Origin of the sequence: Telmatocola sphagniphila, from assembly GCF_018398935.1 — a bacterium.
Lineage (GTDB): Bacteria > Planctomycetota > Planctomycetia > Gemmatales > Gemmataceae > Telmatocola > Telmatocola sphagniphila.
This window is the reverse complement of sequence record NZ_CP074694.1, coordinates 1,254,574-1,269,364: the sequence shown is the minus strand read 5'-3', so window position 1 is coordinate 1,269,364 and position 14,791 is coordinate 1,254,574. Positions and strand designations below refer to the sequence as shown.

Annotated in this window: 15 protein-coding genes; 4 read left to right on the top strand and 11 right to left on the bottom strand. The window is 50.6% G+C overall.

The features are described from left to right. Positions 1-20 precede the first annotated feature (20 nt). The 4 genes from hisF to KIH39_RS05390 form a co-directional block, all read right to left on the bottom strand. Complete coding sequence (gene hisF, locus KIH39_RS05405; RefSeq protein WP_213498241.1) at positions 21-800, bottom strand: imidazole glycerol phosphate synthase subunit HisF; 780 nt, start codon at positions 798-800, stop codon at positions 21-23. A 161-nt stretch (positions 801-961) separates the two neighbouring features. Next, positions 962-1,111 (bottom strand): hypothetical protein, encoded by a 150-nt coding sequence (locus KIH39_RS05400; protein WP_213498240.1) that lies wholly within the window; start codon positions 1,109-1,111, stop codon positions 962-964. Positions 1,112-1,265: 154 nt separating this feature from the next. After that, the gene (locus tag KIH39_RS05395; protein ID WP_213498239.1) at positions 1,266-1,934 is read right to left on the bottom strand and encodes a metal-dependent transcriptional regulator; all 669 of its coding nucleotides are present in this window, start codon (positions 1,932-1,934) and stop codon (positions 1,266-1,268) included. Positions 1,935-2,111: 177 nt separating this feature from the next. Continuing rightward, on the bottom strand, positions 2,112-2,747 hold the full coding sequence (locus tag KIH39_RS05390; protein ID WP_213498238.1) for a hypothetical protein: 636 nt from the start codon (positions 2,745-2,747) through the stop codon (positions 2,112-2,114). Positions 2,748-3,113: 366 nt separating this feature from the next. On the opposite strand from KIH39_RS05390, the gene KIH39_RS05385 reads away from it, so the two are divergent. Continuing rightward, positions 3,114-3,458, top strand: coding sequence for a hypothetical protein (locus KIH39_RS05385; RefSeq protein ID WP_246539542.1), 345 nt, complete (start codon positions 3,114-3,116; stop codon positions 3,456-3,458). Positions 3,459-3,558: 100 nt separating this feature from the next. After that, positions 3,559-4,722, top strand: coding sequence for a lipid-A-disaccharide synthase (gene lpxB, locus KIH39_RS05380; protein ID WP_213498237.1), 1,164 nt, complete (start codon positions 3,559-3,561; stop codon positions 4,720-4,722). A gap of 39 nt (positions 4,723-4,761) precedes the next feature. Here the strand turns inward: lpxB and KIH39_RS05375 are convergent, their stop codons facing one another. Next, entirely contained in the window at positions 4,762-5,634 is an 873-nt protein-coding gene (locus KIH39_RS05375; protein WP_213498236.1) for a hypothetical protein, read from the bottom strand. A gap of 161 nt (positions 5,635-5,795) precedes the next feature. Here KIH39_RS05375 and KIH39_RS05370 point away from each other — a divergent pair, with 161 nt between their 5' ends. Next, the gene (locus KIH39_RS05370; RefSeq protein ID WP_246539540.1) at positions 5,796-7,235 is read left to right on the top strand and encodes a hypothetical protein; all 1,440 of its coding nucleotides are present in this window, start codon (positions 5,796-5,798) and stop codon (positions 7,233-7,235) included. Here the strand turns inward: KIH39_RS05370 and KIH39_RS05365 are convergent. Further along, positions 7,229-8,281, bottom strand: a complete 1,053-nt coding sequence (locus tag KIH39_RS05365) for a CPBP family intramembrane glutamic endopeptidase (protein ID WP_213498234.1) — start codon at positions 8,279-8,281, stop codon at positions 7,229-7,231. The genes KIH39_RS05370 and KIH39_RS05365 overlap by 7 nt on opposite strands. A gap of 129 nt (positions 8,282-8,410) precedes the next feature. Between KIH39_RS05365 and trpC the strand changes: the two genes are divergently transcribed. After that, positions 8,411-9,220, top strand: coding sequence for an indole-3-glycerol phosphate synthase TrpC (gene trpC / locus KIH39_RS05360; RefSeq protein WP_213498233.1), 810 nt, complete (start codon positions 8,411-8,413; stop codon positions 9,218-9,220). Here the strand turns inward: trpC and KIH39_RS05355 are convergent. The 5 genes from KIH39_RS05355 to proC are packed head-to-tail and all read right to left on the bottom strand — an operon-like array spanning position 9,176 to position 14,669. Then, positions 9,176-10,714 (bottom strand): glycosyltransferase family 87 protein, encoded by a 1,539-nt coding sequence (locus tag KIH39_RS05355; protein ID WP_213498232.1) that lies wholly within the window; start codon positions 10,712-10,714, stop codon positions 9,176-9,178. The two genes, trpC and KIH39_RS05355, sit on opposite strands and share 45 nt — an antisense overlap. 12 nt (positions 10,715-10,726) lie before the next feature. Continuing rightward, entirely contained in the window at positions 10,727-11,440 is a 714-nt protein-coding gene (locus KIH39_RS05350) for a lysophospholipid acyltransferase family protein (protein ID WP_213498231.1), read from the bottom strand. Positions 11,441-11,462: 22 nt separating this feature from the next. Next, positions 11,463-12,299 carry a diaminopimelate epimerase gene (dapF, locus tag KIH39_RS05345; protein WP_213498230.1) on the bottom strand — a complete coding sequence of 279 codons (837 nt, stop codon included), beginning with the start codon at positions 12,297-12,299 and terminating at the stop codon, positions 11,463-11,465. Between the two features lie 4 nt (positions 12,300-12,303). Then, on the bottom strand, positions 12,304-13,845 hold the full coding sequence (guaA, locus tag KIH39_RS05340; protein ID WP_213498229.1) for a glutamine-hydrolyzing GMP synthase: 1,542 nt from the start codon (positions 13,843-13,845) through the stop codon (positions 12,304-12,306). Positions 13,846-13,847: 2 nt separating this feature from the next. Then, positions 13,848-14,669, bottom strand: coding sequence for a pyrroline-5-carboxylate reductase (gene proC, locus KIH39_RS05335; RefSeq protein WP_261352960.1), 822 nt, complete (start codon positions 14,667-14,669; stop codon positions 13,848-13,850). Positions 14,670-14,791 lie beyond the last annotated feature (122 nt).

The window sequence follows — 14,791 nt, the reverse complement described above, 5'->3', positions numbered from 1 at the left end:
AAAGTTACTCCCTTTTAAACCTAATTCAGATTGAAATGTCTGCGGACCGCAATATTGTGCTGTTCCAAATAGCTCTTAACTCTTGGAATACTGGTTTCCTGGTAATGGAATATACTCGCGGCCAACGCCGCATCCGCTCCGGAAACGAACGCTTCCCGGAAATGCTCGGCACAACCGGCCCCACCACTGGCAACCACTGGAATACTGACCGCTTGAGTGACTGCCTTGAGGATGGGTAGGTCGTAACCTTTTTTCGTACCGTCCGAATCCATGGAGGTTAGAACGATTTCTCCAGCACCTAAACGCTCCACTTCTCTCGCCCAGGCGACGGCTTCCAGCCCAGTCGGAACCCGCCCGCCGTTGATAAAGACTTCCCAAAACTCCTCGCCATTTCGTTGTACCCGCTTCGGATCGATGTTCACCACGGTGGCGCAACTACCAAATTTACGGGAAACCTCTGAAATCAGTTCTGGAGTTTTTACCGCAGCGGAATTGATGCTGATTTTCTCGGCCCCCGCCTGAATTAGACGGGTCGCGTCCTCCAGCGTGCGAATTCCCCCCCCAACAGTGAACGGCATGAAAATGACTTCCGCCACCCGCCGCACGATACCTGCGAGAATTTCCCGCCCTTCGTGGCTGGCCGTGATATCGAGAAAAACGAGTTCATCCGCGCCTTCGGATTCGTAGCGCTGTGCCACTTCCACCGGGTCGCCGACATCCTGCAGTCCAACGAAGTTCACACCTTTGACCACTCGACCTTTTTCGACATCGAGACAGGGAATGATCCTTTTAGTCAGCATGAAGCTATTTGGTTTCACAAAACAGGTTCGAGGTTATTCTTTATGAATTTTAAACCTTGTGAGGTGTCTGGTCAACAAAAGACTTTACCAATTAGACTTGAATCGGATTTGAAAAGAAAGAGGAACGATCCGCTTGAGAATCGTTCCCCGGAGAGAGAAACTTATTGACGAGCGGCCACCCACATCATGTAGGCTACTCGCTGTCGAAGTAGAGTGGCAGGAAGAGATTTGGGACGAATCCGCTCTCTCCAAGTGTAGTAGAGCGACGCGATGGCTAAACTAGCCATGGAACAAGGAATCAATTCGGGCATACGCAACCCTCCGTCACTAGAGCCTTAGGGAGACGAAAAGCTATCCGACACCTCGACGGCCTGACTTTTCGTCCTTACGAACGAAACCTAGATTTGATTCGTGCGAATTGAAAGCGAGAAAATTCAAAGAAAAGGGGCATTTTTTCCCGAGTTTCTACTCGGCCAGAAATTCTCCACGCAGGCCCGATAACCCTTCGCTCCCTACGCGAATAATCCGACCGCCGACAGCCAGCTCAAAAAGATCGTCCAAGGGCTCATGACTCTGAATGTGAACTTTGGCGCCCGGAATAAGCCCTAATTCTTGCCATCTTCTGAGCCGATCCGGATTATCATCCTGAACTTCCCTGACAATCACATTCTCGCCTTTTTGGAAGTCGCATAAACGTCGAAGTTCCCGATTTCGAATCTGACCCGAGGAGGTCGGAATCGGGTGACCGTGCGGATCCTCGTCCGGTTCTCCGAGATAACGGGCTAACGCTTCTTCCAAGCGAGGAGAAATCACATGTTCCAACAATTCCGCCTCGCGATCTACTTCGCTCCAATCGAGGCCCAGGACTTTTGTAAGGAATAACTCGACTAGGCGGTGCCGACGAATGACCCTTAAGGCCTCCTGGAGCCCCGTTTCCGTCAATCGAGCCCCACTACCCGGGGCATACTCGATCCATTTGGAATCCGCGAGCCTCTTGAGCATACCCGTTACGGAAGGGGAGCGAACCTTCAATAAGTTTGCGATATCTATCGGCGATACCAGCTGGTCCGTTCCACCAAGCCTGTGAATCGCTTTCAGATAATCCTGTACGGCCGTAGTCGGCTGCTGAGACAAAAAAGAGCTCACTCTAGGAAGAATAAAAGAATCAAATCCTTCGTTTATCGACCATCGATCAGAATATCGGCTGAACAGGTTTCGTCACAACCGGTTCCTATGAGAATATCCCAGTTTTGTAATTTTCCAAATTGTCACATGGGATCTTCATGGCGTTCCAATGAAAAACCCTGTCGATTACAGCATGGCCCAGCACGTCCAAAGACAGATGCCAAAGAGCAAGCGCACTCCCGATTGCAAGGACATCCACCAGAATGTGCTTTGCAGGAGCGTATTGCCCTGCTCCATAGCCTTGCGGACCTCCGTGTCGACCATCACCCGGGGATTGATGTATCCAAAAGTCACAGTCTGAATCAGCGGAGCTTTCCAGGACGAGAGCCAATGCTCGGCTTCATCGAGATATTTCTCTGTCTCTTTACGATCAATCTTGCCAACTCGAAAAATCCCATAACCATCGACAGAAACCATCAGCAGCGCACATAGCCCCAAAATCGGAAGCACCCACCACTCGCTCAGCAGATCGTGGCCATTAATTATTGCTCGGGGCCAAATCACCTTGGAACAAATCATCTGGAGACAAATCAGAACCAGGGCAACGCCGGCCGGACGTATCGTCGCCCAAGTCATGAAAAGAACGCCATGCTTTTGCATGTTTCGAAGTACCTTAGGCCAGCGATTCGGCATGTTCACGGCCAATTGTGCGAAATCGCGGTACTGGCTTAGCCGTCGGCACATACTGAGGAAAAATGCCGCCCACAGGTAGAACGTAAAAACATTGATCAAATTAAGTGACAGGTATTCGTGCATAGCCATCTAGAGGGTATATTCTTTCCGATTCAGTGCCTTTTATCGTTTGTCAAAATACCCCGGGCGTAGTGGTTTTATCTCTTAAACTCGGATTATTCGGATTTTTAAGTGCGTCTCCGTTTCTCCTACAGGTCATTGAAGCGTAGGATGTAGTGCAGAAAGGTGAGTGAAAACCATTTTTCCGCTCTAACCTGAAAAGTTCCCATTAACCGGTAAAGAGTCTCGGGAAATTTCTTGTTTTCCTTCAAGAAACTCAGTCTGAACTTGACTGGAATGGCAATCAGGTTACGCTGTAATTATTACAAATAAAGATGATCCCATCACTTACGATCATCAACAGGTCCTCCATTGGTTCCTCATCGAGAGTGTATTATGAGCGGAATTTCCGAAGATGCTGATCCCACCGTTGGTATGTCTGATCGTCGCAAGCGAAATATTCCTGTGGCAGTCGATAAACGAAGGGCAGCCAATGCAGCGGAAAAACGCCGCACGAGCGAACGCCGACGTCTGATCGACCCGACGACTTGCGAACGCGACTACACTGACGAAGAAACAGTTTTCATGAAGGCGATGGAACGCTACAAGCGCGAAAATCGCCGTCCTTTCCCCACCTGGAGCGAAGTGCTCGAAGTGCTTTATTCTCTGGGATACCGACGGGTTGCTGAAGAGACCGATCTTCCGACTGGCCGCCGGGAACCGATCAACAAAGCTCTCTAATTCTCTTATGTCTTCAGTCTAAGATTCGGATAGCAGTACGTGGAAGCGTATTGCTATAATCGATGGATCGATTTTTCCCGATAACCAGGATGGTTGTTCTATGCATTACTTTGTGAGCGCGGGCGAACCGAGTGGCGATATTCATGGCCACAATCTCATCAAAGCACTTCGGCAAAAAGATCCCACAGCCCGATTCTCAGGCTTCGGCGGAGACCAAATGCGTTCCGTCGGCTGCCACCTTCTCTACCCATTGTGCAATCTATCGGTGATGTGGTTCCTACGGGTCTTCCTGAACATCATCACTTTTTTGAGACTTCGCAGTCAAGCGACCGAATTCTTCCAACGCGAAAAGCCGGATGCGGTCATCCTGATCGACTTCCCCGGCTTTCACTGGCACCTAGCGTACCGAGCCAAACGAGAGGGTATTCCCGTCTTCTACTTCGTCCCTCCGCAGTTGTGGGCCTGGGGAGCCTGGCGTGTGCAGAAAATGAAAGATAGTGTCGACTGCGTTTTGAGTGCCCTGCCGTTCGAACACGAGTGGTACTTGCAAAATGGCGTTCGCAGTGAATTTATCGGTCACCCTTTCTACGACAACCTCGAGCAGAAAATTCTGGATCAGGATTTCCTTTCTCGACAGAAGGAGCGACCGGGTCGCATTGTTGCGATCCTGCCGGGATCACGCACGCAGGAAGTCACTCGCAACTTCTCTGATATCTTGGATGCGGCCTGTCGCGTTTATCGCGAAGTGCCCAATACGAGATTTTTGGTTGCTTCCTACAACGATACCCAAGCCGAGGTCGCGCGAAAGAAAATTATCGGACGCGACCTGCCTATCGACGTTCAGGTTGGTAGAACCTCCGAAATCATCGAATCCGCTGAATGCTGCATAATGGTTTCCGGTTCCGTCAGCCTCGAAGTCATGTATCATCTCAAGCCGGCCGTGGTCGTTTACAGGCTCAGTCGCATCGCCCTCCGAGTCGGCAAAGCTTTCATGAAGGTGAAGTATATCACTCTGGTGAATCTGCTGGCTCGAAAGGAAATCTTCCCGGAATTTCTTACCGATCACAACGCAGCCATTGAAATCAGCAGTATCGTTACCGATTGGCTGACTAAACCCTCATCGGAAAACTCGGTCACCACTCAATTGGCGGCTTTAAAATCAGAAATAGCTCAATCAGGGGCCTGCGATCGAGCGGCAAATTGCATTATTGGCACTTTACGGGAGAATCGTATTCCCGAGACCATCATCAAGAACGCGGCTTGAAATGAACGCGTCCAAATTCAGCCGCTTCGCGTTACGAATTTAGAACCGTAGGCCAGTTTCAAAGAGTAATCCGATATCGTACAGGCTGCTGTTGTAGCCTGGTACCAGACTGCTAAATGTGTAACCCACTTCCACTCGGAATCCGAACAGATAACTCCAAGTTCCGCCCAGAGGTACTTCCAGATCCGCGTTGGCTCCGATAAAAGTGCCCCCAAACACATCCTGGTGACGGATGAGTGGTGTGGCAATCATCGGAACACTGGTGTAGTCGATATGACCGGTGCCCCAACGCAGTCCTGCATCAACTCCATATTTCCAGAAGGAAGACTTGTGTGCAGTCACATCGGCACTACCGACGGGATACCATTCTTTGCCGAGGGCTATTTGAGCAGCGGTTCGGTCCAAAGCTCGAATGTAGCCGGTATCTCCGATCACAGTAATCACATTATTGGGGTTTAGTTGACCGCGGTTATAGCTATAGCTCAAACCGAGATCGACGACCCACGCTGAAGATCCATCGGAATTGAAGAACAGCGATCGCCCGCCCCCTTCAACTGAAGCTCCGGTAGTATTCAATTGGGAACGCAGAATGCCGCCGCCCAGAATAAAGCTGGGGCCCGCACGGAAGTAGAGTTCCGTTCCGATTAACGTGCGATTGAAAGGATCGGTATAAGCCGGATGATTTTCCAGGTTCCCTTGCCAATTCTCGACTGAGGATGGTTTGGAAATCGACAAGGCAGGCGAACTCGCCGGTGGCGGTACAAGCGGCTGCGTAGCGGGAGGCTGAGTCGCTAGAGGCTGGGTAATAGTTCCATCTGTCGGCAAAGCATTCGGTATCGTTGCAGGAGTTTGAGCCTTTATCGAACCAATGCTCAGCAACCCCAGGCCCACTATGCTCAAGTAAAATTTCATAGCTGCAATCTCCCCCGTTCACCATTGCAGGGACTTTCCGCCTCTACGCCGGTAATCGCACCCAGAGAGGTTATCGGACGTATAATTACCAAACTTGAGAAGATTTAACGCCTATTCGGTTCTTGCTGAGCGTAACGATTGTACGGGAAATAACGGGAAAGATGGAAATTAGGGAAAATCGATTAGATCAGGCATTTCGCGACACCTCAGAAGTTGCCAATTTGATCCTGGAGAACTTCCAAATTTGCATCAGCCGTGACTCAAAAACTGCTTTTCTTGAGGGCATCAAAGTTATTTACGAACTAGTTTGCGAGAATCGCCCAGTCCCCCTACCCAGCCTGATTTTCGATTTCTTCCAGCTACTCCAAAATAATGACAGCCAAGCGTTTCTGTCCAAGCGCGGACAGCCTCAACCTTCAGCCCGGATCCGTATCTATGAAGATCGGATTATCGGAAAATTTCTGATGGATCCTCTGCTGGAGCGGGCATCCGAAGCGATTTTCGGGCAACCGGAGGACAAAATACCGGCCGCCGCGGCCTTCCTGCTGCACCGCATTCAGGAGAGATTAAATCTGCCTGCAGTCAATATCTCTGCCGGGATCATTCGCGGTTTACTCGATCAATACGAAGTTGCTCTCCCCGAAATTGGAGAGCCGGAGCAACTGCCCGGAGAGCCATCGGACGTTTCGAAGCTCCTCTTTGATAAAACCTTGGAGATCTTCCGAAGCTGCGATTCCTTCTTGAACTCGGCCGATTTGCAGGCACTGGAACAAAAGACGGCTCTCATGCCTCTGGCCAAGTATCTGGCCCATCGCCAGATTGTCGAGAACAGCCTCTTTTTTCAGCAAATGGAAATAAAATCGCCTCCCCTGGCAACGCGAACTCGACGAGTGTCGTCCAATATTCGTAATGAAGACCAGTATCCCATCGGCGGCTATAGTTCCATCTCCAATAAGGGAACATTTGAAAGCCTGTTGCATTCTCAGCTGGCTTACATGTCCCCCGATCGATCCGAAAAGCCCGACACCTTCGATTTGAAATTCCTTCGCGAGGAACTGTTTTACTATTCCCGGGATGAGAACATTTTTCTGCGCCAAAGGCGGAAGTTCATCTTTGTATTTGCGGAAGATTTGAAAAATGCCCGCTTGAAAGATGACGGCGCTCCCGTTCAGAGGTTGATCCTCGCGCTGGCCCTTGTGGATGCAATCCTCCAGAAACTGACTGAGAGATTGGCCCAGGATGCCCTGCACTTTCACCTGCTTTTTCTTCGCTCTGAAGAACCCCTGGAACTCCAGCCCGAAAGAGAGCTGCTCCAAATTTTGCAGCGGGATGGAATTCAGCGAGGGGCCGTTCAGCTTGAGGAGGTAGCTCCAAATCTTCTCAACGAAAAAATCCTGAATCTGCGGAAAGAAATCAACTGCGATATTCTCCTCTTGAGTTACAGAGTTGAACTCGCTAATAACGAACTGATCGACGAGAATCTGACACTAGGTACGCCTCGACCTATCTTATCTCACTCTGAACTCGAACCGGTTGAGGATTATCTGGAGAACTGGTCAAATACCTACCAATTCCTGATGTCGAAGTGGCTGGCTCAATAAAGCTTAGAAAAAAAGAGCATCACGGTAGAAACCGAATTAAACAGGGCATGGATCAGAAACGCGACCCAGAAACCCTGGCAACGAAGTGCCGCCCAACCCAGAGCGAGAGATAAGAAGAAGAGCGGAATCGGCGTTGGCCACACCGTCGCATGAATGGCCGCGAAGAGAATCGAATTCGCGAAGATGATCTTCACCCATCCGGAATTCAAAAGTTTGCACTTTCGAACAAACCAGCTGGAGCGACTCAGGAGTTGCATTACGATATAAACACCGGCAATCATCCCCACCATTCCGGCCTTCTGATCACAGAGAGCCCCAAATACGAAAGCAATCAGAAAGATTATCTCCACCGCATAAGGTATGGTTTCTGCGTTTGAGTTTGAACTATCCTGCTGCAGCTGCCATTTCAAAAGAATTCCCCGAAAGAACCACTCCTCCATCAGTGGAGCGAAAAGCACCGGTTGCAGGGAGAGGACAATCTTCCCCAGAACGTCCAGTTGAGAAAGTTTTTTCGCAATCGGGTGAACATCCGCATCCGAAAAAAAGCTTAATGTAATTTGAAATATTATAAAAACCACGGGTGTGACCACTAACCAGATCCAGAAAGCGCGCTGATAAGAACCACGAGTCATTCCCACGGCCTGAGCGCTCCAGATGCTGAAAAACATCTGAAACGCAGCCAGGCAGAAAAACTGCAAGGGAAACGCCACAAGCATCGCCAAAGTCTCTCGATTAGAAATCTCGGCGGGATCCCCTGTGGAGGGATTTTTTTGGAATCCCCCCACCAATTGAGCAGTTAATATCGGGATAAGAATCAAAGCCATCGCCAGCAGTGTAATTACGCCGCCAGGCAGCATTCTTTGTTGAACTAGATGAATGTCGGATTGAGTTGGTATCGGTCCGTGTCGAAATACTGCTCGCCAGATGAGTGGAATTGCAGCCAGCAGGAGCACGATCAGGTAACAGACCATCAGCGCGAGCATACTAGACCAGGACGAACTGATATCGGCCACATCGTCGGGAGGCGCCGCGCTGAACAAAATCAAATTTTTGTCTCCTTGAGCCTCTGGTAGACCGGCGATCTGGATTTCAATCCCGTGAAATTCGGTAACATTCTCTAAAATACTCTGCTCTGAAAAAATACGAGAATCCCTTGGACTGGGCTACGTGCAAATATGGGTACGATCCTCGACCAGATCGTTCAGACGAAGCGAATTGAAATTGAAAGAGCCAAGTCTCTGCTGCCGCAGAAAGTACTGGAAGACCACCTCGTACCTCCAATCCGATCGAAATCGTTCCTGAAGGCGCTCAGCGAGCCGGGTATTCGGATAATCGCGGAAGTTAAGAAAGCTTCCCCTTCGGCCGGAGTGATTCGAGCAGATTTCGATCCTGTCCAGATTGCGAAAATTTACGCTCGGCATCGGGCCGATTGCATTAGCGTCCTCACGGATAAGGAGTACTTTCAAGGGGACTTGGACTACCTGAAAGCGATCCGGAAGGAAGTCAAAATTCCACTTTTGAGAAAAGAATTCATCATCGATACTTATCAGATTCTTGAAGCTCGATTTGCAGGGGCGGATGCGGTGCTCCTGATCGCCGAATGTCTTCCGGGCTCGCAAATGAAAGATTTGTACGACTTCGCGACTCAACAAGGATTGGATACTCTCATCGAATTTCACGACGTGGACCAGCTGAATCGCGTAGTGGATACCGGTTGCCCGCTCATCGGCATCAATAACCGAGATCTTCGAAGTTTTGAAACTCGCCTGGAGACGACGTTGAGTTTGATTCCGAAGATCCCTCACGATCGACTGGTAGTCAGTGAGAGCGGTATCCGCACCTCTGCCGACTTGCGACTTCTGGAGAATGCGGGAGCGAAAGCCGTCTTGGTTGGAGAATCTCTCATGCGTTCACCCGATATCGGAGAAGCTCTGGACCAACTACTGGGGCTTCCCAAAACGAATCATTTCACGGGCGCACCATAACCAGACGGCGAGCAGAAAGATCGTCGGCCAGGCAGTCCATTCATCGGTGGTAATGATCAGGCGGGGATAATATTCTGCAGATCCTCCCGGAATCGGTATGAGTTCCGCAAAACGTTCTGCGACGACAGTGCTTCGGATGCGCAAGGGATAAAGCACATTTTCGAAGGCAAATAGTAATCCGAAGTAGAAATAGAGCGGTCGCACACCACTGGTCATGGTGGGACCGCTCTTTCCCACCATTCTTTGAGCATCGATCAGCAGCAAAAAAGGGAAGGCTGCAATAGCCGCATCGTAATAGACGAAATGATAAGTCAGCATCCAGGAGGCTAGCAAAATGAACGGCACTCGCAATGCGGATGCACTCCTCCAGTAATACAGTTGCAGCGAAACCTGAAAGACAAACACCCATAGCCCCCAACCTGCCAGGAAGCCAGCCAGTGTCCATCTTTCCTCCTGCGGCAAATGAAAAGGAGTCAAAAATCGGCGCGGCAGGCCGAACAGATCCCGGCTAAGTGGGATCCACGCCGCATCGATACCGTACATCTCGGACGCTCGTCCCCCAATTTTCAACCAATCCAGCCAGCTCTGTACTCCAACGACAGGAAGTGTTGCCAAACCCAGGACTATCCCAGTTATCACCATCACCAGAGCCATCCGGTAATGACGCAACAGAATTAATGCAAAGAAATAGGACATTGCCCAGACCGGCTTGTAAGCCAATAAGCCCCAGATTATTCCCGCGATTACCGGCTTATCGCGAGTAAGAAATACCCAGCCCCAAATGAGAATCAGCAGCGTCACTAAAGCATTCTGGCCCAGTTCAAAACAGGCGCGCGACCCGGGAAAAACGAGAATCAGGCAGATCGCGACGGGCCACCAGATGCGTCGACGCGTGATCAGAGAAATGCCCAAAGCTCCAAATATCGTACATCCCATCAGAAAGTACTGATGAACAAAATAGGCTCTCTGTGGATCGTTATCAATTGCGTAAGGGGCCAGAAAGAAAGCGAGTAAAGGAGGATAAAGCGGACCGCGAATTTCATGAGGCGGATCTCCCGCCTGGAGAGCTACGAAGGAATCGTAGAGATCGTCGGAATCCCGCGTCTTCTGAGTGGGGCTTTCATTACTGATCGGGTAGGCCGCGCTGATGATTTCGCGCTGGATTAAGGGATTATACAGCGAATTTCCATGCCCGGTGGTCAGCATTCTCGCTAACACCCACTGGCCACCGAAGTCGATCTGTTTATGAGCATCGTTATTATCGCGGCGGGGTGTTTGCTCGGGGTCGGTGAATTTGGGTTTTCCCGTGGGTAGTGGGAAGGGCCAAACTTCAGGAACATAGGGCCTCACGCGATCCCAGAACCAACTCTTGTCGTCATCGAATGACAAACGACAATTGATCTGACGGATAAGAATAAAAGTGATCGCCAGAAGCCAGGCGGAAATTAATCGTACAGTTGTAGAGCGGAAGATCGCTTTGAGTGACCGAATCATTCCATCAGAGTATTAAGCGGCCTTCGCAAGGGAAATCTCTGTCTCGCCAGTATCAGATGGAAAATGGCCATGGATACGCCAGTATTCCGCCCGAGCCGTGATCGTTTCCATGGCCTTCTGAATTTCCGCGGTGTGCAGTTCCAACTGCGAAAGGCGATAATTATCGGGCCGGACCGCAGGGCCTAAAATTACACAGCAGCGGCTAAAAGGTTTCGGAATTCCAAACTGATCCCAACTCCGGGCGTACCAAGCACTTCGGTAAGCTATTCCAATCGGATAAACGGGCAGACCCGTCATAATCGAAACCATGCCAATTCCTTGCTGGCATACCCTTCGCGGACCGCGCGGGCCATCCGGCGTAATCGCCAGATGATTTAATTTACCCGATGCAACCAGTTCTCGTATTGCTTTGACACCGCCCCGGGTCGTTGAACCGCGGACCAAACCAAATCCCAAACGGGTAATGACGCGGGCTATCATTTCGCCATCGGCATGGGAACTGATCAGTACTGAAGCCCGACAATTGCGAAAAAAGAAAGCGGGGCCAAGAATATTTTCGTGCCAGAAAGTACCAATACCCGCACCGGAAGGCCCCTTGGGATTCCAAGGATTCAATTCCTTATCGCAGATTTCATAATCGATTCGGATGGTGGACATCCAGGCGCGAATAATGCCCGCGCCCAGAAAACCAATGGCTTTAATAACGAGAGGATTGCGAATCTTCATGGAATCCTTTCCTTCCATCCGCTTATGTTGGCCATTCACCGCTGAAAACTTCCGCGGCGGGTCCTGTCATATAAACATGATTGTCCTTTTCCGACCAGTGCAATTCGAGATCTCCCCCCAACAGATGCATTTTTACGGATCGATCGAAACGCCCCGTTAAAATACCGGCCACAGTGGCTCCGCAGGCTCCAGTGCCACAGGCCAGGGTCTCTCCACTCCCGCGTTCCCAGACTCGCATGCGTGCTTCTGATCGGCTCAAAACCTGGATCCATTCCACGTTAATTCGTCGGGGAAAAGCGGGATGCTTTTCGAGCTGGGGGCCGAGCAAGAGAACCTGATGATCTGTGATTTCGGGAACGAATATGACGCAATGGGGATTTCCCATGGAGACGCAGGTGACTTCTAGATTGGTTCCCTCAATATTCAAAGGGACATTCTTGGGAGGATCTCCCGGGAGAGTCGTGGGAATCTTTTCGGATAGGAGAATCGGCTCGCCCATATTCACTTTTGCGCGATGAACTTTACCCTGCTCTATCAGCAAATCGACTGTCAGAATTCCGCGCCCCGTTTCCAGTTTCAGTGTCTCGTTCTTAGAGATTCCATGATCGTAAACATATTTGGCGACACAGCGCAAGCCATTACCGCACATTTCACCTTCGGAACCATCGCTATTGAACATCCGCATGCGTGCATCGGCTTTTTCGGAAGGACAGATCAGAATCATTCCGTCCGAACCGATACCGAAATGCCGGTCGCTGACCGCCCTGCTAAGTTTCGCAGGATCTGCCGGGAATTTCTCGCGGAAGCAATCGACATAAACGTAATCGTTGCCAGCACCCTGCATCTTGGTAAACTTCATCGTCTTATTCCCACTCAATGGTAGCTGGTGGTTTACTGCTGATATCGTAAACCACGCGATTAACACCCCGGACCTCATTGATGATACGGGTAGAAATTTTCGCCAGGAAATCATGCGGCAAGTGCGACCAGTCGGCCGTCATGAAATCGTCGGTTTGAACGGCTCGGAGGGCGACGGCATTCTCATACGTCCGGCCATCTCCCATCACACCCACCGACTGGACCGGGAGGAGCACTACAAAGGCTTGAGAGGTTTTTTTGTACCAACCCGACTCTTTAAGTTCCTGGAGGAAAATCTTGTCCGCCTTGCGAAGGATTTCGAGCCGATCTTTGGTAATGTTTCCGAGACATCGTACCGCCAGACCTGGGCCGGGAAAAGGATGCCGCCAAACCAATTCTTCGGGCAAACCGAGTTCAACGCCCAATCGTCGCACCTCGTCTTTAAACAGGTCCCTCAGCGGCTCAATCAGTTCAAATCCGAGTTCCTTGGGTAATCCTCCGACATTATGGTGAGTCTTGATGGTGGCCGCGGGTCCATCGACAGCTCCGCCACTTTCGATCACATCCGGGTAGAGAGTCCCTTGAGCTAGGAATTTCGCGTTTGGGATACTACGAGCTTCCTGCTTGAAGACTTCGATGAAATGATATCCGATAGTTTTTCTCTTCAATTGAGGATCTGAGACATCTTTCAGAGCATCCAGGAAACGTTTCTCCGCATCGACCATATGAAGATCGGCTTTATACCATTCGCTGAACATTTTTCGAACTGCATCGGCTTCTCCCATCCGCAATAGCCCGTTATCGACGAAGATGCAGGCAGCCTGCGGCCCGATGGCCTTCAGGAGTAGGGCGGCCACCACCGAGGAATCTACCCCGCCGGAAAGTCCGCAAATCACCCGATTATTGCCAACTTTTTCGCGAATTTCGGAAATTGTCCGGTCGATGAATGTCTGCATTTTCCAAAGGGCATGACAGCCGCAGATGTTCATCAGAAAATTCTTGAGAATCAATCGCCCCTGCTCGGTGTGATTGACTTCAGGATGGAATTGAATGCCATAGATCGGCCGGGTTTTATGCCGAACCGCCGCCCAAGGGCAAGTATCCGTTGAGGCCAGCATTTCGAAGTCGTTCGAACTTTGATTCACCTGATCGCCATGGCTCATCCATACCGTCGATTTATCAGGTAGCCCCTCCAAAAAACCGGTCGCGGAATGAACGTGCAGAATGGCTCGGCCAAATTCGCGACTATGCGCCGGATCAACCTTCGCGCCCAGATCGTGTGAGACCAGATGCATCCCATAACAAATTCCCAGAATGGGAATTCCCAGATCGTAAATTTTGGGATCGCATTTTGGGGCGCTCTTCTCATAAACGCTGGCTGGTCCGCCTGAGAAAATGAGGCCTTTGGGGTTGAGTTCTCGCACTCGGGCCGCAGGCAAATCGTGTCGCACCAGCTGGCAGAAAACGTTAAGTTCGCGTACCCTCCGAGCGATCAATTGTGCAAACTGAGAGCCAAAATCGAAAATCAGGATCGGTTCCTGGTTCATGCCTATTGTTTCCCTAATTCATGGGCGCGATGGGTGGCGGCCTGGACGGCATTCATCAATGCGGCTCGCACTCCCGCTTTTTCCAGTTCGTGAATTCCGGCGATGGTCGTCCCGGCCGGGCTGCAAACGGCATCCTTCAAGGCGGCAGGGTGCTGCTGAGTTTCGAGAACCATTTTCGAGGCTCCCAGAAGAGTCTGAGCGGCCATGGAAATCGCCATATCGCGTGCAATTCCCATTTTGACTGCACCGTCCGCGAGTGCTTCGATCATCAAAAATGCGTAAGCCGGCCCGCAACCACTGATTCCATTCACCGCATCTATCAGATTTTCCGGAACGACGTTAGCCATGCCTACGGAACTGAACAGTTGATAAATCAGTTGTTGAAAGCCATCCGAAACGTGAGGACCAAAGGCGATTCCGGAAACTCCCTGGCCGACCAGACACGGCGTATTCGGCATCACCCGAACGATGGCTCGTTTGTCACCTAGACCTTCAGCAATTTTCGAGATAGGCACTCCCGCCACCACGGAAACGATCAAAGCTTCCGGCTTAAGGCTCTCCCGAATCGAATCCATCGCATCCGCGAGAAATTTCGGTTTGACAGACAAAACCAGAAGATCGCTCGTCCGGGCAATCTTGGCATTATCGTGCGAAGTTTTGCTACCCGTGCCCTGCTCGAATTTTTTACGGGACCTTTCAGTGCGAGAACTTCCGACAATTTGAGAAGGCTTAAAGAAGCCCGCGCGAATCCAGCCCAGTGCCAGGGCAGTTGCCATTTGCCCAGCACCTATGAATCCGCACTTCAAATTGAGAGAATCTGCCACTGCATACTCTTCAAAAAAATATTGGATTAAGTATTGTAGCGAATCCCGTTCAAAAGCGGATATTATTGGCAATTCCTGAGGTAGACGGTATGATTTGAACCAGCTTTCCCGCCAAAATCCAC

What these genes read in the sequence shown, in the direction of transcription:
- hisF (WP_213498241.1), bottom strand. Translation starts at nt 800, where the DNA reads ATGCTGACTAAAAGGATCATTCCCTGTCTCGATGTCGAAAAAGGTCGA.
- KIH39_RS05400 (WP_213498240.1), bottom strand. Translation starts at nt 1,111, where the DNA reads ATGCCCGAATTGATTCCTTGTTCCATGGCTAGTTTAGCCATCGCGTCG.
- KIH39_RS05390 (WP_213498238.1), bottom strand. Translation starts at nt 2,747, where the DNA reads ATGGCTATGCACGAATACCTGTCACTTAATTTGATCAATGTTTTTACG.
- KIH39_RS05385 (WP_246539542.1), top strand. Translation starts at nt 3,114, where the DNA reads ATGAGCGGAATTTCCGAAGATGCTGATCCCACCGTTGGTATGTCTGAT.
- lpxB (WP_213498237.1), top strand. Translation starts at nt 3,559, where the DNA reads ATGCATTACTTTGTGAGCGCGGGCGAACCGAGTGGCGATATTCATGGC.
- KIH39_RS05375 (WP_213498236.1), bottom strand. Translation starts at nt 5,634, where the DNA reads ATGAAATTTTACTTGAGCATAGTGGGCCTGGGGTTGCTGAGCATTGGT.
- KIH39_RS05370 (WP_246539540.1), top strand. Translation starts at nt 5,796, where the DNA reads ATGGAAATTAGGGAAAATCGATTAGATCAGGCATTTCGCGACACCTCA.
- trpC (WP_213498233.1), top strand. Translation starts at nt 8,411, where the DNA reads ATGGGTACGATCCTCGACCAGATCGTTCAGACGAAGCGAATTGAAATT.
- KIH39_RS05355 (WP_213498232.1), bottom strand. Translation starts at nt 10,714, where the DNA reads ATGATTCGGTCACTCAAAGCGATCTTCCGCTCTACAACTGTACGATTA.
- KIH39_RS05350 (WP_213498231.1), bottom strand. Translation starts at nt 11,440, where the DNA reads ATGAAGATTCGCAATCCTCTCGTTATTAAAGCCATTGGTTTTCTGGGC.
- dapF (WP_213498230.1), bottom strand. Translation starts at nt 12,299, where the DNA reads ATGAAGTTTACCAAGATGCAGGGTGCTGGCAACGATTACGTTTATGTC.
- guaA (WP_213498229.1), bottom strand. Translation starts at nt 13,845, where the DNA reads ATGAACCAGGAACCGATCCTGATTTTCGATTTTGGCTCTCAGTTTGCA.